Annotated in this window: 23 protein-coding genes; 5 read left to right on the top strand and 18 right to left on the bottom strand. The window is 72.1% G+C overall.

The annotated features are described in order from the left end of the window. Window positions 1-126 precede the first annotated feature (126 nt). Window positions 127-1236, bottom strand: a complete 1110-nt coding sequence (locus tag ACI79S_RS00005; protein ID WP_456591384.1) for an ABC transporter substrate-binding protein — start codon at window positions 1234-1236, stop codon at window positions 127-129. Between the two features lie 350 nt (window positions 1237-1586). Next, entirely contained in the window at window positions 1587-2432 is an 846-nt protein-coding gene (locus ACI79S_RS00010) for an NAD(P)-dependent oxidoreductase (RefSeq protein ID WP_456591385.1), read from the bottom strand. A gap of 87 nt (window positions 2433-2519) precedes the next feature. Between ACI79S_RS00010 and ACI79S_RS00015 the strand changes: the two genes are divergently transcribed. Beyond that, window positions 2520-3842 (top strand): MFS transporter, encoded by a 1323-nt coding sequence (locus ACI79S_RS00015; protein WP_456591386.1) that lies wholly within the window; start codon window positions 2520-2522, stop codon window positions 3840-3842. 41 nt (window positions 3843-3883) lie between these two features. Here ACI79S_RS00015 and ACI79S_RS00020 read toward each other — a convergent pair whose 3' ends face one another. From ACI79S_RS00020 to ACI79S_RS00060, 9 genes are all read right to left on the bottom strand, one after another. After that, window positions 3884-4393, bottom strand: coding sequence for a chromate transporter (locus ACI79S_RS00020; RefSeq protein ID WP_456591387.1), 510 nt, complete (start codon window positions 4391-4393; stop codon window positions 3884-3886). 14 nt (window positions 4394-4407) lie between these two features. Then, window positions 4408-4974 carry a chromate transporter gene (locus tag ACI79S_RS00025; RefSeq protein ID WP_456591388.1) on the bottom strand — a complete coding sequence of 189 codons (567 nt, stop codon included), beginning with the start codon at window positions 4972-4974 and terminating at the stop codon, window positions 4408-4410. A 79-nt stretch (window positions 4975-5053) separates the two neighbouring features. After that, the gene (locus ACI79S_RS00030) at window positions 5054-5260 is read right to left on the bottom strand and encodes a hypothetical protein (protein WP_456591389.1); all 207 of its coding nucleotides are present in this window, start codon (window positions 5258-5260) and stop codon (window positions 5054-5056) included. 314 nt (window positions 5261-5574) lie between these two features. Continuing rightward, window positions 5575-6618 (bottom strand): tripartite tricarboxylate transporter substrate-binding protein, encoded by a 1044-nt coding sequence (locus tag ACI79S_RS00035; protein WP_456591390.1) that lies wholly within the window; start codon window positions 6616-6618, stop codon window positions 5575-5577. Between the two features lie 59 nt (window positions 6619-6677). Further along, complete coding sequence (locus ACI79S_RS00040) at window positions 6678-7541, bottom strand: alpha/beta fold hydrolase (RefSeq protein ID WP_456591391.1); 864 nt, start codon at window positions 7539-7541, stop codon at window positions 6678-6680. A 26-nt stretch (window positions 7542-7567) separates the two neighbouring features. Continuing rightward, a complete protein-coding gene (locus ACI79S_RS00045; RefSeq protein WP_456591392.1) occupies window positions 7568-8401 on the bottom strand; it encodes a 3-methyl-2-oxobutanoate hydroxymethyltransferase in 834 nt (277 codons plus the stop codon). Then, window positions 8394-8906 (bottom strand): hypothetical protein, encoded by a 513-nt coding sequence (locus ACI79S_RS00050; RefSeq protein WP_456591393.1) that lies wholly within the window; start codon window positions 8904-8906, stop codon window positions 8394-8396. The genes ACI79S_RS00045 and ACI79S_RS00050 overlap by 8 nt, the downstream gene beginning before the upstream one ends. After that, a complete protein-coding gene (locus ACI79S_RS00055) occupies window positions 8903-10189 on the bottom strand; it encodes an aromatic ring-hydroxylating dioxygenase subunit alpha (RefSeq protein ID WP_456591394.1) in 1287 nt (428 codons plus the stop codon). Before ACI79S_RS00055 ends, ACI79S_RS00050 begins: the two co-directional genes overlap by 4 nt. A gap of 72 nt (window positions 10190-10261) precedes the next feature. Next, complete coding sequence (locus tag ACI79S_RS00060; RefSeq protein ID WP_456591395.1) at window positions 10262-10585, bottom strand: 2Fe-2S iron-sulfur cluster-binding protein; 324 nt, start codon at window positions 10583-10585, stop codon at window positions 10262-10264. An 89-nt stretch (window positions 10586-10674) separates the two neighbouring features. Between ACI79S_RS00060 and ACI79S_RS00065 the strand changes: the two genes are divergently transcribed. Next, the gene (locus tag ACI79S_RS00065) at window positions 10675-11337 is read left to right on the top strand and encodes a 2,3-bisphosphoglycerate-dependent phosphoglycerate mutase (RefSeq protein ID WP_456591396.1); all 663 of its coding nucleotides are present in this window, start codon (window positions 10675-10677) and stop codon (window positions 11335-11337) included. Between the two features lie 87 nt (window positions 11338-11424). Beyond that, a complete protein-coding gene (locus ACI79S_RS00070) occupies window positions 11425-12198 on the top strand; it encodes a FadR/GntR family transcriptional regulator (protein ID WP_456591397.1) in 774 nt (257 codons plus the stop codon). A gap of 12 nt (window positions 12199-12210) precedes the next feature. On the opposite strand, the gene ACI79S_RS00075 is transcribed toward ACI79S_RS00070, so the two are convergent. Both ACI79S_RS00075 and ACI79S_RS00080 read right to left on the bottom strand, forming a co-directional pair. Then, a complete protein-coding gene (locus ACI79S_RS00075) occupies window positions 12211-13797 on the bottom strand; it encodes an ethanolamine ammonia-lyase reactivating factor EutA (RefSeq protein ID WP_456591398.1) in 1587 nt (528 codons plus the stop codon). 85 nt (window positions 13798-13882) lie between these two features. Next, window positions 13883-15004, bottom strand: a complete 1122-nt coding sequence (locus tag ACI79S_RS00080; RefSeq protein ID WP_456591399.1) for a hypothetical protein — start codon at window positions 15002-15004, stop codon at window positions 13883-13885. Window positions 15005-15183: 179 nt separating this feature from the next. Between ACI79S_RS00080 and ACI79S_RS00085 the strand changes: the two genes are divergently transcribed. Then, window positions 15184-16764: an FAD-dependent monooxygenase gene (locus ACI79S_RS00085; protein WP_456591400.1), complete on the top strand. Its 1581-nt coding sequence runs from the start codon at window positions 15184-15186 to the stop codon at window positions 16762-16764. 161 nt (window positions 16765-16925) lie between these two features. Continuing rightward, a complete protein-coding gene (locus tag ACI79S_RS00090) occupies window positions 16926-17129 on the top strand; it encodes a hypothetical protein (protein ID WP_456591401.1) in 204 nt (67 codons plus the stop codon). Window positions 17130-17156: 27 nt separating this feature from the next. On the opposite strand, the gene ACI79S_RS00095 is transcribed toward ACI79S_RS00090, so the two are convergent. From ACI79S_RS00095 to ACI79S_RS00115, 5 genes are all read right to left on the bottom strand, one after another. Continuing rightward, entirely contained in the window at window positions 17157-17843 is a 687-nt protein-coding gene (locus ACI79S_RS00095; protein WP_456591402.1) for an isochorismatase family protein, read from the bottom strand. Between the two features lie 94 nt (window positions 17844-17937). After that, window positions 17938-18984: a Bug family tripartite tricarboxylate transporter substrate binding protein gene (locus ACI79S_RS00100; protein ID WP_456591403.1), complete on the bottom strand. Its 1047-nt coding sequence runs from the start codon at window positions 18982-18984 to the stop codon at window positions 17938-17940. A 45-nt stretch (window positions 18985-19029) separates the two neighbouring features. Continuing rightward, on the bottom strand, window positions 19030-19641 hold the full coding sequence (locus ACI79S_RS00105) for a tripartite tricarboxylate transporter TctB family protein (RefSeq protein ID WP_456591404.1): 612 nt from the start codon (window positions 19639-19641) through the stop codon (window positions 19030-19032). Window positions 19642-19694: 53 nt separating this feature from the next. After that, complete coding sequence (locus ACI79S_RS00110; protein WP_456591405.1) at window positions 19695-21218, bottom strand: tripartite tricarboxylate transporter permease; 1524 nt, start codon at window positions 21216-21218, stop codon at window positions 19695-19697. Between the two features lie 209 nt (window positions 21219-21427). Further along, window positions 21428-22594: an MFS transporter gene (locus ACI79S_RS00115; RefSeq protein ID WP_456591406.1), complete on the bottom strand. Its 1167-nt coding sequence runs from the start codon at window positions 22592-22594 to the stop codon at window positions 21428-21430. Window positions 22595-22850 lie beyond the last annotated feature (256 nt).

Genomic DNA, 22850 nt, shown 5'->3' on the forward strand with positions numbered 1-22850 from the left:
CCCCCCCCCCCCCCCCCCCCCCCCCCCCCCCCCCCCCCCCCCCCCCCCCCCCCCCCCCCCCCCCCCCCCCCCCCCCCCCCCCCCCCCCCCCCCCCCCCCCCCCCCCCCCCCCCCCCCCCGGCCGGATCAGTCGCTGATCTCTTCGACGCCGGCGAGCAGGTCGTCGTAGCGCTGGCTCCACTCGGAGCCCTCGTCGAGCAGCTTCTGGCCGTCCACCGCGATGAGCTCGGACTCGACCTCGACGGTGGAGGGGGTGGCCTCCGCGGAGGCGAGGACCTCCTGCCCCTCCGTGAGCAGCCAGTCCATGAAGAGCATGGCCGTGGCCGGGTTCTGCGCGGTCTTCATGCAGCTGCCGCCGTTGGCCCGCGCGATGACCGGGTTCACGTAGGGCTGCGTCTCCAGCGGGGCGCCGTCGGCCTTGGCCGCCTCGACGATGTAGGTGTAGTTCGACGAGGCGAGGCCGTACTGCCCGGCGCTCATCAGCTCGGCCATGACCGTGTGGCCCTTGACCACCTTGGCGCCGTCGACGATGTCGGCCCAGAGCTGGTCGACCTCGTCCTGGCTCTTGCCCTGCTCGAGCCAGTAGTTGGTCAGCGCCATGTACCAGTCGTAGTCACCGAGCTCGAGGGCCAGCTGGCCGTCGTACTTGGGGTCGGCCAGGTCCTCCCACACCTCCGGCGGGTCCTGGATGAGGTTGACGTTCCAGCTCGGCGCGAACAGGTTGAACCGCGTCGCCACCCAGTCCTCGTACACGCCGGCCTCGGGCACCTCCGCGATCCGCTCCGGCGAGGAGCACTGGGCCATGACGTCCTCCTGCTGGAGGGCCATGAGCTCCGTGGCGTTCGTCTCCACCACGTCGTTCCCGGCGAAACCGGCGTCCTGCTCCTGCAGGATCCGCTGCAGGACGGTCTCGGACCCGGCGCGGTAGGTGCTCACGTCGATGTCGAACTCGTCGGTGAAGGCCTCGGTGACGGCGTCCACCATGTCGGCGTTCATCGAGGTGTAGAGGTTCAGCCCGTCCTCCTCGGCGGCGAGCTCGACCAGCCGGTCGCGTCGCTCCTGACCGGTGAGCTCGCCGATCTCCTCGTACAGCTGCTCGGCGTCCGAAGGGCCGGAGGCCGCGTCACCGCCCGACCCGCCGGAGGGCGAGGAGGTCGGGTTGCCGCCACAGGCGGCCAGGACCACGACGGCGCCGGCCGCCAGGGCGGTGCGGGCCAGGGTGCGGGGCTTCCGCATGCTGTTCTCACTTTCTCGGAGGGTGCGGGGATGTTTCTCGGACGGTGCGGGGACGTGCGGTCGGGCGATGGGACGGACGGTCAGTCGGGCGCCGGGCCGTGGGCGACGACGTGCTCGCACGCCTCGTTCCGAACGAAAAAAATCGCGGCGCGGGGGTTCGTGGCGGTCTTCACCAGGGGGACCAGGGGGCGGTTCCGCATGTGCCTCTCCATCGAGGACGGGGCCCGTGGGCCCGTGAACGGGGGTGTTCCTGTGCCGTCCCGGGAACGCCCGGGCCCCTCTCGGGTGTGATGCAGTCAACACAGCCAAGTCGACTTGGTCTAACCATTGGACCAAGCGTTATCCGACTGTTATCGACCTTCCTCGTCCCGCAACGGGCCGTCGGCGAGCAGTCGCGCCACGTCGTGGACCGTGGTGCGGGCCATGACCTCCCGCGCCGTGCACGCCACCGGGATCTCCATGCCGACCTGCTCGGCCAGGTCAGCCGTGTTGGCGAGGTCCTTGGCGTGCCAGGTCAGCCGCATCTGCTCCAGCTCACGCAGCGTGCGGGAGTCGGTCGGCCCGTCCTGCAGGGCGGCCCGCAGGACCGGCACCGAGACACCACCGCGCCGCGCCAGCTCCAGCGCCTCGGCGATGGCCGATATCTGCGCCCAGTGCACGAGGTTGTTCGCCGTCTTGCCGACCTGGCCGGCTCCGAGCGGCCCGAGGTGGTGCACGGCCTTGGTCCAGGGGTCGAGGAGCGGCCGGATGCCGGCGAGCACGTCGGCGTCCCCGCCGACGAGGAGGTTGACCTCCCCGGCCTCCGCCCCACGCACCCCGCCGGTCAGCGCCCCGTCGAGGACGGCCACCCCCGGCGGCGCGGCGTCGGCCACCGCCTGACAGGTCTGCGGCCGCACCGAGGAGCAGAGCAGCACGACCGTGCCCTCGGCGCAGCCGGCGAGCAGGCCGTCGACACCCAGACAGACGCTGCGCACGTCCTCGTCGGTCGGGACGAAGACCGCCACCAGGGCGGCTCCCCGGCCCACGTCGAGCAGCGATGCGACCGAGCGGGCCCCGAGCGCCACGGCTTGCTCGACCGCGATGCCGTCGAGGTCGTGGACCTGCACGGGGACGCCGCCGGCGAGGAGGTGCCGGACGACCGGGGCGCCCATCGCACCTAGGCCGATGACGGCGACAGCCGAGGAATCCGCCACCATCGGTCTCCTTCGCAGCAGGCGCCAGCGTGTCCGCCGTCACGTTCCGCTTAAGGTAATACCTTCAGACCGGTCGTCAAGGGGGCGTACGTGCGATTGCTCCCATCCCCCCGTCGGCGGGGGACGCCCGCCGGCGAGCGGCTGCGGTCCTGGCGGCAACGCACCTTCCGGTCCCTCCGGGTGCCGAACTACCGCACGTTCTTCGCCGGTCACGCCGTCAGCGTCTCCGGCACCTGGATGCAGCGGGTCGCCCAGGACTGGCTCGTGCTGGAGCTGTCCGACTCCGCGGTCGCGGTGGGGATCGCCACCGCCCTGCAGGCCGTCCCGACCCTGCTGCTCGGCGTCTGGGGCGGGGTCCTGGTGGACCGGCTCGACCGCCGGCGCACGATCATGGGCACCCAGGCGGTGAGCGCCGTCCTGGCCGCCGTCCTGGCCGTCCTCACCCTCGCCGGGGCCGTCGAGCTGTGGATGGTCTTCGCCCTGGCCCTGGGTCTCGGCCTGGTCACCGTGCTCGACGTGCCGGCCCGCCAGGCCTTCATCACCGAGATGGTGGGGCCCGAGGACTACGTCAACGCACAGTCGCTCAACTCGACGATCCACAACCTGGGACGCCTGCTGGGCCCCGCCGCGGCCGGGCTCCTCATCGCCTGGGCGGGCAGCGGGCTCGCCTTCGCCGTCAATGCCGCTTCGTTCGTGGGAGTGCTGGCCAGCCTCTGGCGCATCGACCCCGACCGCCTCCGCCGCGGCGAGCCGGCGCCGCGCCGCAAGGGGCAGGCGATGGAGAGCCTGCGCTACGTCTGGCGCCGCCCCGACCTGCGGGCCTGCATGCTGCTCGTGGCCGTCGTCGCCCTCTTCGGTCAGAACTTCCGGGTCGTGCTGCCCCTGTTCGCGCGGGACGTCCTCGGGGGTGGCGCGGAGACCTACGGGTGGTTGACCTCCGCACTCGGTGCCGGGGCCGTCATCGGCGCCCTGGGCAGCGCGGCACGGGAACGGGTCAGCACGTGGTCGCTCCTGCTGTGGACCGGCGGCTTCGCCGTCGCGAGCATGCTGCTGGCGGGGGCGCCGGGCCTCGCCGTCGCCCTCGGGCTGCTCGTGGGCCTGGGCGTCACGAACATCTGCTTCAACACCCTGGCGCGCGTCCTGCTGCAGCTCAGCGTCGACACCTCGATGCAGGGCCGCGTCATCGCGCTGCACGCCACGGTCTTCCTGGGCAGCACGCCCATCGGCGGGCCACTGCTCGGGTGGGTCTGCGAGCACTTCAGCGCGCGGGCGGGACTGCTCCTCAGCGGCCTGGCCCCCGCGATCGCGGCCCTGGCGCTCCTTCCCACGCTGCGCCGCCTGCGCCGCCGGGCCGACGAGCCCGTCGCTCTCCCCGCGGCCGTCGAGCCCGGTACGCGGACGACCCTCACCTGAGCGGTGCCGGTGGTCCGCCACGGCCGGCCCGGGTTCCCCGGTCACTGGACAAGTGACCAGACGAGCCCCAGGGAGAGGGCCGCCAGGACCACCATGAGGGGATCGATGTCCCAGCGGGCGACCACCACGGCGACGAGGGCCACGGCCACCCACTCCACCGGCAGGAGACCCAACGGCACGGCGATGCCCCAGGCGGCCGCCGCGATCAGCCCGGCGATCACGAAGCCGGACGACGGCCCGATCCGGCGCAGGATGCGCCGCATCCGTGACAGCCCCGCACTGACCGCCCCGGCCCCGAGCACGGTCGGCACCAGGATGCCCAGCACGGCCGCCCCGGCCCCGGGCAACCCGGCGAGGTAGTAACCCACGCCGGCGAGGAAGCCCGCGCGCGGGCCGGGGCCCAGGTAGGTGACCGCCAGGGAGAAGGTGAACAGCTCCGGCGCCAGCTGGCCGGTCTCCACCCAGCGGCCCTGGATCAGCGGGATCTGGCCGTTGCCCCCGCCGAAGGAGAGCAGCGCCGAGGCCAGCATCAGCAGGAAGATCTCCAGCACGCCGACGCCGTCCACTAGCGTTCGCCGCCCGTCGGCCCGGGCCGGAGCAGGAACGCCCCGAGGACGAACCCGACGACTGCGGACACCATCAGGGGCACGCCGAGCACGACCGACACGAGGATCGACGCGCTCAGGGTAACGCCTGTCCGTCGGTGTCGCCGGCTGCCCTTCTCCCCTCGGACCTGGCGGTAGGCGTTGCCGAACAGGATGCCGACGATCGCGATGCTCACGGTGCGGGTCAGCGGCTCGAGGGGCCCGGCCAGGAGCCCGGGCCCGACGAGCACAGCCGCGACGACGACGAGCACCGACGCCGGCAGGACGAGGGCGAGCGCTGCCAGGAACGCCCCGGGCCAGCCGCCCACCCGGAAGCCGACCAGGCCACCGAGAGCGAGGAAACGCGGCGCCGGGATCAACGTCGCGAGCACGAAGGAGGCCCGCAGCTCCTCCTTCGGCAGCCATCCGGCCCGGTCGACGAGGTCACGCTCCAGCTTGTCGGTGGCCGCCCACATGCCCCCGAAGGTGGTCGCGCCGACCCGGAGGAAGACGCCGAACACGCCCGACAGCCGCAGGAACCCCCTCATGCTCGGCGCCCCCGGGGCAGCGGCCGGGCCGACCCCGGCGGCGCCCCGGCCCCGTCCTCCGTACCGGGCGACTCCACCATCAGTCCCGCACGTCCTGCCGGAACCACTCCGTCAGCAGCTCGAGTCCCAGGCCGCGGCGACGGCACTGCTCGGACATGGCGCAGAAGGTCCCCGGGCGTACGCAGTGCTTCTCCTGGGTCCGCGTACCGCCGTACTCCGTCGTGGTCAGCACGGCCGACTTCATGCGGATGGCGAAGTACCCGGACGCCGCCGAGCCGCCTTCCATCGTCCTCCCCTGATGGACCGACCGGTCGTCGACCGGCAGGCGCATGTCGATGCGCGGCCGGCAGACGGCTCGCCCGCGACGAGCTCGCCGTGGGCCTGTTCGAGGACGGCCATGACCGCCGGCAGGTCCAGCACACTCGCCGTCGGCTCGTTGTCGATCAGCAGCACCGCGCACCTCTCCCCGAGGCCCCCGCACCTCGTGCGAGAGATTCCGCGGGGCGCCGTCGCGCGTCAGGACCCGGCGCCCCACGCACATGGGCCAGGGGGTGGCTCCCCGGGTCGGTGATCCGCGGAACCACCCCTGACGGGTGCGGATCAGTAGCTGGCGACGACCAGCTGCTGGAACTCCTCGGGCGACTCGAGGACCTCGCGCACAAGCTCCGCGGCCTCCTCGCCGTTCAGCGGGTTGAGCGGCCGCTTCTGGCTCTCCAGCTCGTCGAGCAGCTCCTGGTCCTCGACCGCGCACTGAAAGCCCTCGCGGAGGGCATCCACCCGCGACTGCTCCATCTGCGGCGAGACGATCAGCGAGCGCCCCGTCTCGCCCATCGCGATGAGGCTGTCCACGATCGCCTGCGCATCGGCGTCGGGCGCCGCGGTCTCGCTGATGGCGGGGGTGTCGGGCAGCAGCGGGTCCGGCTCCTCGTCCACGGTCACGACGGGACGGACGTCCCCGGACTCGATGGCCCCGAGCTGGCTGTCCACCGGCAGCGCGTGGGCGTCGGCGTTCCCGGCGACGACCGACTGCCGGGCCTCGGTCGACCCGGCGAACCCGGTGATGATCTCGAACGGGAACCCGTAGGCCTCGCCGAGGATGTTGGGAGCGATGAAGTCGTTGGCCCCCGGCCCCTGGGCGACGAACCGCACCGTCTCCTCCGAGTCGACGATGTCCTGCCAGCTCTGGAACGGGCTGTCGGGGGCCACGACCACCACGTTCGGCGGCGCCGAGACCCGCCCGATCCAGTTCAGGTCGTTCAGATCGAAGTCGGCACCCTCGGCCCCGGCGATCTGCGCGGAGACCAGCCCGACCGTGTTCACGATCTGCAGCCGGTTCTCCGAGGCCGGGGCGGCCGCGGTCTTGTTCGTGGCCACCAGGCCGCCGGCACCGGGTTCGTTGCGGACGACGACGCGCGCGCCCGTGCACTCCTCGAGGTAGGGGGCCAGGGCCCGGGCGTAGGCGTCGTAGCCGCCACCGGGCTCGTAGGGGACCACCAGGTCCACGTCCTCGCCCTCGAAGACCCCCTCGGCCTCGGAGGAGGCGGTGCCGCCCTCGGACCCGCAGGCGGCGAGGGCCCCGGCGAGCGCCAGCGCCACGGTCACACGGCCGATCGGCCGCCGGGAGGGCCTGATCGTTGCCATCATGTTCGACTCCTTCGTCGGGGGACCGGTCCGTCCGAACCGGCTGGCGTGCGGGGAGGCGGTCAGCCGGCCTGCCGCTGGACGGAGTCCAGGAACGACAGGATCCGCGCCGGCGCGGTGTCCTCGGTCTGCTCTGCGACAGGGGCGTCCCAGTAGTCGGCGTGCGGCAGGCATTCCTGCAGGTAGCGGGCTGCCGACGGGGCGTGCGAATCGTCCTGACCCGGCACGATCAGCGTCGGGGTGGTCAGCTCGAGCAGGTCCTCCGGCTCCGCGCCGGGCACGGTGTCGCGGTCGAACATGAGCCGCGCCGTCCCGCTGACCAGCACGGCATAGCGCTCGGGGTCGGTCCTCGCGTACGTGGCGGCGAACTCGGGGGCGGTGCGGACGACGCTGTTCCAGGGGCCCACCCGCGGGTCCTTCGAGAAGCCGGCCTCCGTGTCGCCCACCAGCTCGACCACCCCGGCCAGGCCGTGCTCCTCGACGAAGCCCAGGTGCTGGGCGAAGCGGGCGTGCTGCTTCATCCGGTACTTCACGCCACCGGCCGGCGAGTACAGCACCATGCTGGCGACCCGGTCCGGGTGCGCCACGGCGACGGCGGCCGCGGTGGAGCACCCGACGCAGCCACCCATGAGGTGCGCCGATGCGATGCCGAGGTGGTCGAGGAGCCCCACGGCCTGCGCGACGTAGTCCTCCCAGCGGATCCGCTGCAGCCGTCCGCCCGACCGGCCCGACTCCCGCCGGTCGAAGGTGATGCACGTGTAGCGGGTGCTCAGGTGGTCGAGCAGGGCCAGCCGCCGGTAGACGCCCACCGTCCGCCAGCTCTCCAGCGTGGAGTCGAAGCCCCCGGGGGAGAACATCAGCAGGGCCGGCCCGGAGCCGGTCACCTCGTATCGCGTCTGGATCCCGTCGACGACGGCGGTGGGCACGGTGGGGGTCCTCTCGGTCGGTCGGGTCAGGTGGCTGTCGGGACCGGGATGCCCCCGGGCAGCTGCCGGGCAGCACGGACGTCCCCGGCGTAGGCGGTCATCGCCTCCAGCGTCAACTGGGCGACGTTGACGTAGGTGTCCCGCGCCCCGTCCAGAGCGGTGGCCGCGTAACCGATGGCGGCGTTCACCATCCGCATGCGGCCGTCGAGCCACGGCCCCCCGCCGAAACCACCGACGACCGGGATGGAGACCGCGTCGGCGACCGCGGCCCCGACCACCGGGCCGGAGTTGGTGAAGTTCAGCAGGGTGGCGCCCGCATCCTCCAGCCGCTTGGCCTCGGCGACCATCTCGTCCAGCAGCTCCGCCGGCACCGCATCGGCGGCCGACGGCACGGACTTGTACTCGACGCCGTACCGCAGCGCCGTCTGCGGCGTGATGCCGAACTGCGCGAACACCGGGATGCCCGCCCGGTTCACGGCCTCGACCGCCTCCGGGTAGTCCGAGGCGGCGTCGAGCTTGACCATGTCGACGCCGGCCTCCTTGACGAACCGGATCGCCGCACGGACCGCGGAGTCGGTGCCCTCCTGCAACGGGCCGAACGGGAAGTCCACGCTGACCAGCGCCCGGGAGACGCCACGGCGCACCGCCTTGGCGACGACGAGCATCTCGTCCATCGTCACCTCGAACGGGTTCGAGTGACCCCAGAGGTTGACGCCCACCGTGTCGCCCACGGAGACGAGGTCGACCCCGGCGCGGTCCACGATCCGTGCGATCTGGTAGTCCCACGCGACGACGCCGACGATCTTGCGCCCGTCGTCCTTCATCCGCTGCAGATCGCGCAGCCCCACCCGCTCAGACACGGAGTGCGCTCAGCAGGTCGACGACGTCGCTCTCGTCGGCCGAGGGCAGCAGCACGCGGGCGTGCGGCCGCAGGGCCGCCACGGCCGCGGCGGCGGGCGTCCCGGCGTGCGTGCCGTCACCGAGGACCAGCCCCGCGGTCTGGACACCGCGCTCCCAGCAGGCCTTGCCGAGCGCGTAGGCGCAGTCGGCACCGGCGTCGCTGGTGGCGACCATGACGACGACGGAGGCGCTGGCCAGCTCGTCGGCCATCGTCGCCGGGCCGCCGTCGATGCCGCGCAGGACGACGTCCTCGGTCCCGGCCCCGGCCTCGCACATGTAGAAGCGAGCGTTGGCCCAGGCGTGCTGAGCCGTGCGGCTCAGCACGTCGGCAGCCCTCGGGTCCAGGGCGATGACCCGGCCGGCCCGCGACGGGGCGATCGGCCGGTCGATCCGGTAGCGCGCCTCGGCGGCGGTGGCCGCACGGGCGCAGCTGCTGAGGGTCTGGGTCTCCACGGCCGTGCTCACACCGAGGAAATCGGCATGCCGGGGCGCACCGTCACGTCGTCGCGGGCGGCGTCGAGGAACGACTCCTTCTGCGGCAGGACGACGGCGGCGGAACGCACGTGGTGGTGCGCCGGGTCGACCCCGGGCGGGGTCACGCCCTTGTCGCGCAGCGCGGTGGCCGCCCGGTACAGCTTCTGGCGCGCCTTGATGATGCCGCTGTCGGCCGGGACCAGCCGCTCCTTGGTGCGGTCGACGATGGGGCCCATGCTCTCCTGCAGCGAGGAGTCCTGGATGGCGATGCCCTCGACCCCGGAGTACCACTCCCCGGTCCGCTGCTTCTCGCGGTTCATCAGGTAGTCGTTGTCCATGTTCGCCTCGGGCCGGTAGGTGCCCGGGATGTTCTTGCTGTGCACCCCGTGGCCGTCGATCATGGCCTGCCGCTCGGCTTGGGTGAGGGGCCGCATGGGGTGGTAGTCGAAGCTGTACGCCCAGCAGTTCTCGTCGTCGATCGGGATCCAGAAGTGCCCGTGGATCGGGTGGTCACCGCGCGGGGGAACCATCGTGAACGACGGCATGACCCACGGCGTGATCCGCCAGTAGTAGGACCCCTCCTCGGCGTTGCGCCGGGCGCCGACGAACAGGCCGCCCTCGCTGTCGGCCACCTCGAAGAACGGCTTCTTGTCGTTGAGGTTGTACTGGTTGCCCTTGGCGCCCTTGAACAGCGGGTCGCTCTTCAGGCCACCGGAGTGCAGGAAGGTCACGTGGCTGGAGTCGATGCCGCCCTCGAACGCCTGCAGCCAGTTGCTCTGCTGCCAGCGCTTGGAGGTGTAGTGGTGCTCCGGCGGGGTCAGCGCGAACTCGAACTCCGGCAGGGGCGGCTGCTTGGCCGGGTCCCCCATGTAGGTCCAGAGCACGTCGCCGATCTTCACCAGCGGGTACGAGGTCAGCTTCACGTTCTCGGCAAAGCTGGAGTTGTCGGCCTCCGACGGCACCTCGATGCACTGACCCGTGGTGTCGTACTTCCACCCGTGGTACGGGCAGCGCAGGCCACCCTCCTCGTTCCGGCCGAACCACATGGACGCGCCGCGGTGGGCGCAGAACTCGTCGATGAGGCCGTAGCGGCCGTAGCTGTCCCGGAAGGCGACCAGCCGCTCGGAGAGCAGCTTGAGCCGGATCGGCGGAGCGCCGTCCTCGGGAAGCTCCTCCGCGAGGCAGGCGGGCATCCAGTACTGGCGGAACAGCTCGCCCATCGGCGTACCCGGACCCGTCCGGGTCAGCAGTTCGTTGATGTCCTGACGAAGCACGGGTGTCTCTCTCTCCTCAGCCGCGGATAGGGCTGACTGTCATACCGATCGTGGACGGCGTCAACTGTCGATTCACGGCTGCTGCGACGGGACGTCGACGACGAGCCCGTCCAGCTCGGGCGACACGGGGACCTGGCAGCTCAGCCGGCTGCCGTCGCGGCGCTCGGACACCGCCATCTCCAGGAGGTCCTCTTCGAGGTCGTTCGGCTCCCCGAGGGCGCCCAGGAACTCATCGCGCACCCACACGTGACAGGTCCCGCAGGAGGCGTTCCCACCGCACTCGGCGACGATCCCGGGGACGCCGTTCTTCACGGCTGCGGCCATGACCGATTCGCCGACGGCCGCGTCGACCGTGTGCTCTTGACCCGAGCTCTCGACATAGACCACCTTCGGCACAGCGCGCCCCCTCCATGGTCGCTGGGGCCGTCGTACGGCCTCCCGGGATTGGTATGTCCATTAGACCACAAAGTGTCTAGGGTCACGACATGCCCAGCCTGGTCCTCCTCCGGCACGGCGAGAGCGTCTGGAACGCGCGGGACGTCTTCACCGGCCAGGTGGACGTCGACCTCACACCGCACGGCGAGGACCAGGCCAGACGGTGCGGACTGCTCCTGCGCGGGCTCGGCCTGCTCCCCGACCGCGTGCACACCTCCACGCTGAAGCGCGCCATCCGCACGGGAACGCTCGCGGTCGCAGCCGCCGGACGCCCACACACCCCGGCCCGGCAGGATCCTCGACTCGACGAGCGCAGCTACGGCGCCCTCGAGGGACTGCCGCGCCGCGAGGTGCTGGCCCGCCACGGCGCCGAGCAGTACCAGCGGTGGCGCCGGTCGTGGGACGCGGCGCCACCGCCCGGCCACACCGGCGGCGCCCCCCGCGCCGGGGAGAGCCTCGCCGACGTCTCTGCGCGCCTGCTGCCCTGCTGGAACGACGTCCTGGCGCCCGACCTCCGGGCCGGGCTCACCGTCCTGGTGGTCGCGCACAGCAATTCGCTGAGGGCGCTGATGGCCCTCTTGGACCGGGTGGAACCCGATCGGGTGCCGGAACTGGAGATCCCGATCGCGGAGCCGCTGCACTACCTGCTGGACGACGGCACACGACCCGTCGTACCGGGTGGCCGGTACGTCGCATCGGCCTCCGACCGGTGACGACGGGCCGTGGAGCCGTCCGGGAGCGGGACCGGCCCGTCTCGTGCGGGCTCTCCGGGGGTGAGGGTCACCTACGATGCGGGAGTGATGACGCCGGAACCGACCGTGGCCGCAAGCTCCGAGAGCCGTGCGGTCGGCAAGGGGGACCTGCTCAGCCGCGTGAGCGTGGGGCGGATCTCCGAGGTCATCGTCGACCAGATCCGCATGCTCGTCCGACAGGGCTCGTTGACCGCCGGCGACCGGCTGCCCTCCGAACGCGAGCTGTGCGAGCGGTTCGGCGTCAGCCGGGTCACCGTCCGGGAGGCGCTGCGGGTGCTCGAGGCCAACGGCCTGGTCGAGATCCGCGTGGGCGCCCGCGGAGGCGCCTTCGTGACCGCCCCCAGCAGCCGCTTGGTGGGGGCCGGGATCGCCGACCTCATCTCCCTGGCCACCCTGACCGCCGTCGAGGTCACCGAAGCACGCATGGTGTTCGAGCTGGGCATCGTCTCGCTGGTGTGCGAGCGGGCCACCGAGGAGGACATCGCCGCGCTCCGGGAGATCTGCGACCGGAGCAGCGCCGCTCTCCAGAACGACGACTACCCGCTCGAGCTCTCCGCCGAGTGGCACACCCGGTTCGCCGTGGCGACGCACAACCGGGCGGTCGCCATGCTGGTGGAGTCCCTGCACGACCCCCTCGTGCACTCGCTGGAGCAGGCCCGTGAGGTGGCCCCGTTGCACGGCCGCCAGGGCGTCGAGGAGCACCGCGCCCTCGTCGAGGCCATCGCCGCCCGGGACGCCGGAGCCGCCACCGATCTGATGCGCACCCACCTCCTCCGGACGGCCGAGCGCGTGAGCGGGATGGAGTCGGCCGCGCGGAGCTGAGCCGCCCGGCTCTCAGCTCCCCGGCTCCTCGCCGAACACCAGCGACTTGATGGTGACCGGGACCGTCCTCGACGGGTAGCGCAACCGCCCGATGTCGACGTAGTCGAAGTCCCGCAGGGCGAGACCATCGACGACCAGCACGTCCACGGTCACCCCGAGCTCTCGCTGGAGCAGTCGACCGACGGTCATCGCCACGTCCCCGTCGAGCACGACGTACACCGGCCTCCCGGCGGCGATGCGTTCGGCCAGCCCGTCGCGCACGCCGCGGGCGAAGGCGGCCACCCGGCCGTAGCTCGGCAGGCCCGACCAGGACATCGCGAGCACGACGTCCTGGTCGGCGGCGTCGAGGGTGACGAGGTGCCGGCGGACCGCCGCGGCCACCGCGTCCGCGTCCACGGTCTCCCCGAGCTCGTGCACCGGGTGCACCACCTGCAGGTTGCGCCGCGGAAGCATGGCATCGGGGTCGGAGATCCATCCGGTGTTGCCGCTGAGCTGGACGCTGTACTCCGACGCCCCGAGCGCAGTGGCACGGATGCACTCACCGGCAGGCAGCAGCGGGTACGGCAGCGCTCCGGCATCGACACGGCGTCGGACCGCCTCCCCCAGTGGTCGTCCGAGGTCACCGAACGACGCGCTCTCGCGTCCGTAGACGTACTCGGCCACGCCTCCGGAGAACACCACACCGTCGATCCGACCGACGTCGGGGAGCGGATCGGTCAGGTACAGCGCTGCCACGTCCGGCGGGGGCCCCTCCCCGAGCGCGGCGACCAGCGCGTCGGCCATGCCCTCGGCCACCCGGTCGACGTCCTCGCGAGCGACCACGTCGCCCAGGGCCCAGGAGAAGCCCGCGCGCGCGGCATGGGCGCGGCCGGCCGGTTCCAGCCGAACGATGACTCCCGCCTCGTCGACGACCTGCAGCCGTCCGCCGATGTGGACCGCCGCGGTGGCGACCACCCGGCCGCGGTCGAGCACGGACAGCTTCGTCGTGCCACCCCCGATGTCGACGTTGAGGATCCTCCGGCCGGTCTCGTAGGACGTCCGGGCAGCGCCGGAGCCGTAGCCGGCCAGCATCGCCTCCATGTGGTGCCCCGCCGTGGCCGTCACCAGTTCTCCGCCGCGCTCGGCGAGGATGCCGGCGATCGCCTCGGCGTTGCGGCGGCGGAGCGCCTCCCCGGTGAGGATCACGACACCGGTGTCGACGTCCTCCGGGCCGATCCTGGCCTCGCCGTAGGCGCGGTCGATGATCGTGCCCAGGGCCTCGGCGTCGATGCGCTCGGCGCTGGCGTACGGGGTCAGCGCCACGGGCGAGCGGTACACGGCCTCGCGGCGGACCACGATGTACCGGCTGGTCAGGTCCTCACCGATGCGGCGCAGGTGCAGCCGCGAGAAGACCACCTGCGTGCCCGAGGAGCCGATGTCCATCCCCACGCTGTGCAGCGTGACGTTGTCCTGCTGCCAGATCGGGTTGTCCTCGAGGGGCAGGTCGTCGGTGTCGTGGTCGTGGTCGTGGTCGGGCGTGTGCGGCGAGTACACCGTCTGCGGCTCGGCGTGCTCACGGCCGTAGACCGGCTCGGCGGAGTGGGTGTGCGTGTGCGTCACGTGGCGCTCCGGAGTGGGTGTAGACGACGACGTGCGGCCCGCCTACGGAGGGCGGACCGCACGTCGGAGTGGGCGGGGGAGGCGATCAGGCCGTCGGCAGCGGCGGCAGGTTCTCCTTCTCCTGCTCGTACGCGGCCTCCATCTGCGGCTCGAGACCGTGCTTCGCCAGGGCCTCCTTGAAGGTCTCCCGCACGTACGACGACTCGTCGGCGTAGTCGATCTGGTCGCCGCCGATGCGCTGGCTGATCCAGGCCTTCGGCACACCCTGCGCGTTGCGGATGGACACGACCTCGTGCTTGAAGGCGAGGTAGCGGGCCGGCTCCGTGCCGGTGTTGAAGTGCTGGTGGTACCACATGTTCGGCGGGACGATCATGCTGCCGGCCTGCCACTCGTAACGCCGAGGCTCCTCGCCCTCGGGCCACATCAGGCTGTAGCCCTCGCCCGACAGGATGATCACGTGAGCGCCCGGGCCGTGCCGGTGGCCCTTCTTGTACGTGGCGGTCGGGAACTGCGAGATGTGGCTGTTCATGGAGCCCCGGGCCATGTTGAAGCGGATGTGCCCGCCGCCGGCGCCGCGCTCCTTGGCCTCGATCAGCGGCAGGTTGATCGAGTCGGCCACGAAGTTGGTGTCGAGCAGCAGGCCCTTCTGCTCCCCCTTGGGCGCGAAGTAGTCCGGCTCACCGTTGAAGCGCTTCGGGAAGTCGTGGGCGGTGCCGAAGACGAAATCGATGTCGTCGTAGAGGTTGATGATGCCCGGCGCGTTCGTCGAGGCGACGAAGCGCGCCACCTCGGTGCCCGAGGCGTTGAAGTGCTGGTGGTTGGCGTTGAGCGGGATGGCGAACAGCGCACCCGGGCCCCACTCGAAGGTCACCTCGGCGCCGGCGTCGTTCCACACCTTCGTGGAGCCGTGCCCGGAGAGGACCAGGATCATCTCCTCGAACAGCTGCCGCTGCGGCGCGAGCTGACCGCCGGCCGGGATCTCGGCGACGTAGCAGTCGTTCGAGGTGCGGCTGGCCTCGTGGTTGATGAAGACGCCCCGGCCCCCACGGCGGGCCCAGTCCTTGAGCTCGACGGTCTTGAGGTCCGGCACGTAGTGCGCTGCGATGATGTCCAGGCCCTCGTCGGCCACCCATCGGGTGTACGGCGAGTCCTTCTCGGTGGCGAACTTCGCCGCGAGGCTCTCGTTGACGATGGCGTCCTTGGCCATGGGGCCTCCCTGGTCGACGGTGGGCTCTCCGGAACGGCACGGCGCACGAGCCACCGACCGCAATCGGTAGGACCATAAGACCAGCCTCCGGGTGTGTCAAAGGCCACTCGCGGCCCCATCCCGGGAGCGGGGCCATGGTCTAATCATTCGCCCATGACACCGCCACGACGGAGGACGGCATGACCGAGCGACCCCAGGTGATCATCGTCGGCGGCGGCCCGGTCGGGGTGGGCCTGGCGCTCGACCTCGGCCTGCGCGGCGTCCGCTGCGTGGTCGTCGAGCGACGGACCGCGCTGTCCGCCGTCCCGAAGGGGCAGGGGCTGTCGCAGCGGACGATGGAGCACGCCGCGCGCTGGGGCGTCGCCGACCGGCTGCGCGCCGCCCGAACCATGCCGGAGGGGCACCCCATCGGCCAGGTCACCGTCTACGACAACCTGCTCGGCGATTTCTGGAGCGCTCCCCCGGCGCGCGAACTGGTCCAGGACTACTACGCCCAGGCCAACGAGCGACTCCCCCAGTACCGCACCGAGGAGGTCCTGCGCCACCGGCTGGCCGAGGTGCCGGGTGTCGAGCTGCGCCTGGGCTGGCGGGCGACAGAGCTCGAGCAGGACGACGACGGCGTGCGGGTGACCGTGGTGCACGACGGGAAGACCGAGGTGCTCGAGGCCGACTACGTGGTCGGCTGCGACGGCGGCCACTCCGTCGTCCGCGAGCAGGCGGACATCGAGCGCAGCGGGACCGACTGGGACGAGCTGGTCGCGCTGGTGGTCTTCCGCTCGCCGGAGCTGCACGAGGCGCTGAGGCGGTTCCCCGACCGCTCCACCTACCGCGTGATGCACCCCGATCTCAAGGGCTACTGGATGTTCTTCGGCCGGGTCGACGTCGGTGCCGAGTTCTTCTTCCACGCACCCGTCCCCCCGGGCACCACCGCCGACGGTCCGGAGATCGTCGACCTGCTGCACCGGGCGGCCGGCTTCCCCTTCGCACTCGAGATCGACCACGTCGGCTTCTGGGACCTGCGCGTGCAGGTGGCCCACCGCTACCGCGCCGGCCGCGCGTTCATCGCCGGGGACGCGGCGCACACCCACCCGCCGTACGGGGGCTTCGGGCTCAACAACGGCCTCGAGGACGCCGCCAACCTGGGCTGGAAGCTCGCCGCCGCGCTGCACGGTTGGGGCGGCGACGCGCTGCTGGAGTCCTACAGCCTGGAGCGGCAGCCGGTCTTCCGCGACGTCGGCGAGGACATCATCGGCGGCTGGATCCGGGACGACCGGGCCATGCTGGAGAAGTACCGCCCCGAGGACGACCCGGAGGAGTTCGCTCGCGCTTTCGAGGAGGCGGCCCGCGGTTTCGGTCGCCGGCTGCGGAGCTTCGAGCCGAACTACGAGGGCTCGCCCGTGGTGTTCGGCCCGCCCGGCGGAGTGAGCAGCGCCCACGGGGAGCACACCTTCCAGGCCCGGCCGGGACACCACCTGCCACCGCGGCGACTCGGCTCGGGGCGAGGGGTGTTCGAGGAGCTCGGCGCCGGGTTCACCCTCCTGGCCCTCGACGTGGACGACGACGCCGTGTCCGGCTTCGAGGACGCCGCCCGATCCCTCGGCGTGCCGCTGACGGTCCTCCGCGACGCTCTCGCCGGCGAGCTCGCGGACTACGGAGCGCGGCTGATCCTGGTCCGCCCCGACCAGTTCGTGGCCTGGACCGGTGAGAGCGCCCCGGCGGATCCGGCGCGGGTGCTGACGACCGCCACCGGGGCCGGGTGAGTCCCGCACCACAATTTGCAGCCATTCCGGCCCTGATGTGTGACCCAGGTAATGGTTGTGGTTGAACGCGTGAGCACACTCACGTGCGCGCAGCCGCTTGTCGCATTGTGTTGGTCCTACCATTGACGTGAGCAAATGGTCGGGCACAGAAGGAGCACACGTTGACGAGCACCACCGGGGCGCAGCCCCAGGTAACCGGCCTCATCGGGACGCCGGACTGGTCGTTCCTGGCGCGACTGCGCGCAGCGGGCGCGTCGACCGCCGCTGTCGTGGCGCGTTCCCTCGGCTCGGCGCGGGCCTACGACGGCGCGCACGGCACGTCGGCCCGCCGCGCGGCCCTGCGCGAGTTCGTCAGCGCCCGCTGACAGCCACGTCCCGGGGCGCCGGACCGGTCAGTCCTGGCCGGCGCCCAGGACCTGCAGCGCGCGGTCGGTGTGCACCACCGACGCGTACTTGAGGCTCAGGTCGAACAGGCTCATCTTGTGCGACATCGGGCTGCGGTCGAAGGTCGCCTCCTCGACCACGACCACCCGGTAGCCGGCGGAGTAGGCGTCGACCGCGGTGGCCCGCACGCACCCGCTCGTCGTCTCCCCCGCCACCACCAGCGTGTCCACGTCCAGCTCGCGTAGCCAGGTGGACAGCGGTGTGCCGAAGAATGCGCTCGCCCGGCTCTTCCGCACGACGATCTCGCCGTCGCGGGGGCGCAGTGGTTCGACGAACGCGAGACCCGAGGCGTCGTCCGCCCCCACCGGGGCCCGCTGGGTGACCCCGCCCCCCGGAACGCCCTCGCGGGCGTCACCGGTGGTGTGCAGCACGGGCACCCCCGCCGCCCGGCCCGCCGCCAGCAACGCCTCCAGGTGCGGCAGCGCCGACCACCCGGCCAGCCCGCAGGACGAGGGGAACTCCTCGATCGCCTCGGCGAGCGGCTGCGGCCGGTCCCCGAACACCTTGCGATAGCAGTCGATCAGCAGCAGCGCCGGACGTCGACCGGGCGGCCGGGGCCGGTAGCGGGTCGCGACCAGCCGCTCGTCGTCACCGATGACGTCGTCCCAGCAATGCCGCCCGGGCTGCGGGTCCATGACCACTCCTCCGACGACGACGCCCCGGCCGCCGGCCGGGGACGGCACGGCGGCAGGCCGGCGCCCTGGGGCACCGCCTGCCGCCGCGCCCGGATCAGTACAGGGTGGCCAGCAGCTCGCTGTAGGCCGGGGGGGCATCCATGAGCTCCCGCACGAGGCTCTCGAGCTCGTCACCCGGCAGGAAGGCCAGCTCGCGCTCCTGCTCGATCGACTCCTCCACCAGCTCAGGGTTCTCCATCGCGGCGGCCATCGCGGTGCGCAGGCACTCCGTCGCGGCCTCGTCCATCCCGGGCGGGCCGACGAAGGGACGGCCGAGCTCGATGAGCGCCAGGTGGGCGTCGAGCAGTCCGGCCTGCTCCTCGGTCGTGTCCAGCTCGGCGACGGTCGGGACGTCCTCGGGCAGCCAGTCCGGCGCCTCCTCGCCCACGACGAGCACCGGGGTCTGCGTCCCGTCCTCGACCGCCCCGCGGCGGCTGGTGAGGTTGCCCGACATCCCGTCGATCGAGCCCTGGACCACGGCCAGCTCCGTCTCACCCGAGCCCGGGAAACCGGTGACGACCTCACCGGGGATGTCGAAGACGGCGCTGATCAGCGAGGAGGTGACGTAGTCCTCGGCACCTGGCCCGGTGGAGCCCCAGCGGAACTCATCCGCGGCCAGGACGTCGTCGAACGTCTGGAACGGGCCGGTCGCGCTGGTGACGATCAGCGACGGGTCGCTGGCCACCCGGCCGACGTAGGTGAAGTCGTCGAGGGAGAAGGTGGCACCCTCCGCACCGGCGATCGACGAACCGCCGGCACCGACACCGTTCATGATCGCGAGGTTGGTGCCGTCGGCGTCCTCGGCGAGCAGGCTGTTGAGCGCCAGCAGCCCACCGGCGCCGGGCTGGTTCTGCACCGCGATCGTGGCCCCGATCTCCTCCTCGAGGTAGGGCGCGACGAGCCGGGTGTAGGAGTCGTAGCCGCCACCGGGCTCGTAGGGGACGACGATGGTGATGGTCTCCCCCTCGAGCGAGGCGCAGTCACCACCCTCACCGGAGGCCGAGGAATCGGAGTCGCTCGAGCAACCGCTGAGCACACCGGCGCCGAGGCCGAGTGCCACCAGGGTCCGGAGGCTCCGCCGGTACGGCAGGGCAGTGGTCATGGATTTCCTCTCAGGGACGGGGAGGGGGCAGGTGCGGAGAGTGGTTCAGTCCAGGAGGAGACCGGGCGGCACGGGGATGCCGAGCGCGACCTCGAAGGCGACGTAGAGGACGACGCCGACCACGACGGCGTAGGCGCCGCAGAAGAGCCACGACCGCCGGCCGGCGAAGCGCAGGTAGAGAAAGGAGAACAGTGGCGCCGTCACGAACAGGCCGGCCACGTAGAGCAGCACGAAGAACCCGGTCAGCCAGGCGACGGCCTCGGTCCAGCGCCGGGCACCCGCGGTCTGGAAGACGTACTCGACGTCGTCCTCGTTCGCGTCGTCCTCCGTGGTGGTGCCGGCCGCCTGCGGCACGGCCTCCGCGGGCGTGACCAGCGGCACCGGCGCGATGGGACCCGCCGGGCTGGTGGGCGGGGCCGGCTTCCCGGCGGCGCGGCGGCCACGTCCGAGCCGAAGCAGGGACTGCACGAGCTGGAGGATCGCGAAGGCGCACCCGAGCCCCGTGACGATGCGCGGGAAGAGCGCGGCCTTGAACGACCAGTCGGCGGCTTCGAGCAGGGCCCAGCCGAACACCGCCACCATCAGCAGGCTGAGGACGACGTCGGCCACGGCCCCGGTCGACGGTCTCGGCGACACGTGCTGCTCGGGGACTGCCATGCCGATCTCCTCGGTCGGGGCGGGCGAGGCCGTGTGCCTCGAGTCTGCGGCGGTCACGCCGACACGTCGCTCTTCTGGTCGGGGGTCTGCACGCGTCCGCGCACCCGCGCACGGCGCACGATCGGCCCGACGATCGCCAGCACCATGACGGCGGCGATGCCCAGGACGATCGGCCGGGTGAGCCAGGACCACTCGAACAACGAGTACGAGAGGAAGAGGTACCGCTCGGCGAGCGCGCCCAGGACCACGGCGAGCAGGAAGGGCACCCGGGGCCAGTCGTACCGGATGCAGACGACCCCCACGATCGCGGCGACGATCATGACGAGCACGTCGGCGAAGTTGTTGCTGGCGGTGTAGGCGCCCAGCGCCAGCAGGAGCAGCAGGAAGGGGACGAGCAGCGGACCGGAGATGAACGTCAACCGGGTCAGCGGCTTGAGGACCAGGAACGCCGCCGCCACCGCGACGAAGTTCGCCAGGACGGTCACCCAGATCATCGAGAAGGTGACGTCGAGGTTCGTCGTCAACATCTCCTGGCCGGGGTTGAGACCTACGATGAGGAAGGCCGACAGCAGCACGGCGCTGCCCGCACCGCCGGGGATGCCGAAGCCGATCGTCGGGATGAGCGATCCGCTGTCCTTGGCGTTGTTCACAGCCCCGGAGGCGATGACGCCCTCCACGGCCCCCTTGCCGAACATCTCGGGCCTCTTCGAGCTCTGCTGCGCGGCGCCGTAGGCCATGAACTGGGCCACCGAGCCGCCCAGGCCCGGGACGATCCCCACGCCGGTGCCGATCGCGCTGGAGCGGATGACCAGCGGCCAGTGGCGCAGGACGTCGCGCATGCCCTGACCCACTCCGCTGAGGGAGGCCTGCGGCGCGCCACCGGGCTCCGCGCGGGCGATGCTGCGCTTGCTGAGCATCAGCTGGAGCACCTCGGCGCCACCGAAGAGGCCCACGACCAGGGGGACGATGCCGATGCCGTCCCATAGGTAGAGCTGCTCGAAGGTGTAGCGCTGGGTGCCCTCCTGCGGGTCCAGCCCGACGAGCGCGACGAGCAGGCCGAAGGCCGCCATGATGAAGCCCTTGAGCAGGTGCTTGCCCGACAGCGCGACGACGAACGTCAGGCCCAGCATCGTCAAGGCGAAGAACTCCGGGGGCGCGAAGGCCAGCACGACCGGGCGGATCACCGGGATTGCCAGGGCCAGGACCAGGGCCCCGAAGACGGCACCCAGCGCCGAGCTGAACAGCACCGCTCCCAGCGCGCGACCGCCCTCGCCCCGCTTGGTCATCGGGTGCCCGTCCAGCACGGTGGCGGCCGAGGTCGCCTCCCCGGGCACCCCGAAGAGGACCGAGGTGATGTCCCCGGTCGTCGAGGTCACCACCCACATGCCCAGCAGGAAGGCGAAGGCCTCGACCGGCTGCATGTCGAAGGTGAACGGGAGCATCAGCGCCAGCGTGACGGCACCACCGAGGCCTGGGAGGATGCCGACCACGAACCCGATGGCGACACCGAGCAGCATGAGCGCCAGCGGAAGCGGCTGGAAGACCTGGGTCAGGCCACTGATCGCCTCGGACAGCATGTTGCCTCTCTCCACTCCGGGCCCCGGACGCCCGCCGGACCGGCCGCGGCGCAGGTTGCTCCCGCGGACGTGGTCGGACCATTAGGCCAATGACGTGGAACCGTAGTACACGTGGCCTGCGTCACCAAGCCCAGTGGCCGGTTCGGATGGAGCGGCCCGGGAGGCCGGCCCCGCGGGCGCGCCCGCCGTGGCTCCGCGCTCCGGCCCGGTCAGCCGGCGAGCGCGGGCTCGGCGACGTGCTCGGCGGGCACGTGCAGCAGCCGCTGGAAGGTCGCGACGACGACGGCCGCCACCGCGGCCGCGACGATGGCCACCAGGAACGCCGTGTTCGCGCCCGCCACGTCGACGAGCTTGCCCGCAACCGACGCCCCGAGGGCCACGCCCAGGCCCAGGGCGGTGCCGATCCAGGTGAACGCCTCGGTGACCGCGGCGCGCGGCACCAGCAGTTCGGCGAGGGTGAAGGAGCTGATCAGCGACGGCGAGACCGCGACGCCGGCGACGATGACGAACGGGACCATCAGCCAGATGTCCTGGACCAGCGTCAGCGGGATGACGAGCACGGTCAGCACCGCGAGGGCGACGACCAGCCGCCGCCGCAGCGGGATGCGCCAGTGGACCATCCCCCAGCCGATGCCGCTGGCCATCGAGCCGAGCGCCAGCCCCGCGATGAGGACGCCGGACATCGACATGGCGCCCCGCTCGTCGGCGAACGCCACCAGCGCGATCTCCAGGGTGCCGAGGATCGCCCCCACCGCCGCGCCGACCACGAAGAGCACGCGCAGGCCCGTGGTCCGGATCGCCGAGGGGCCCTGCCGACTGGCGTGCCCGTACGGCTCGGGCTCGGTGCGGCGCTGCGCGGCGAACAGCAGGCTGCCGACGGTGGCGAGGGTGAACGCCGTGACCACGCCGGAGGTCGCGTGGCCCGTGGTCGACAGGAACGTGACCAGCACCGGGCCGATGATGAAGACGAACTCGTCGACGACGGACTCCATGGCCAGCGCCGTCGGCAGCCGGTGGCTGCCGCGCAGGAGATGGGTCCAGCGGACGCGGATCATCGAGGAGACCGGCGGGATGCAGGCCCCGGCCAGCCCGGCGGAGACGAACATGATCCACCGGGGCCAGTCCTCGCGCACCGAGAAGAGGAAGAGCAGGCCGGCGAGGACGAAGACGACCAGCACCGGCAGCAGGACCCGTCGCTGACCGTGGGTGTCGGCCCAGCGGCCGAGCAGCGGACCGGCGATGGCCGTCGTCACCGCGCCCACCGCGGCGACCGCGCCGCCCAGGCCGTAGGAGCCGGTCTCCGACGCCACCAGCAGGACGCTGCCCAGCCCCACCATCGACAGCGGCAACCGGCCGATGAAGGCGGACAGGACCATGGGCAGGGCATGCGGTGTCCTGAGAACCTGCAGGTACGGATTCGCCACGGGCGAGGATGCCTCCGAGAGCGGGAAGGGGCTCCGCCACGCTAACCGACCGTGGCCGAGCGCGCCGCGACGGCAACCTGTGGCGCCCCACCCGCCCCGGCGATGATCAGGGACCCTGATCGTGGAGCGTCCTCCCTCACCGCCCACCGTGAGGGAGGACACCCGATGATCAGGTTCCCTGATCGTGGCGGGCCCGGGGCGGGGCCGG

The organism is Blastococcus sp. SYSU DS1024 (genome assembly GCF_054050795.1).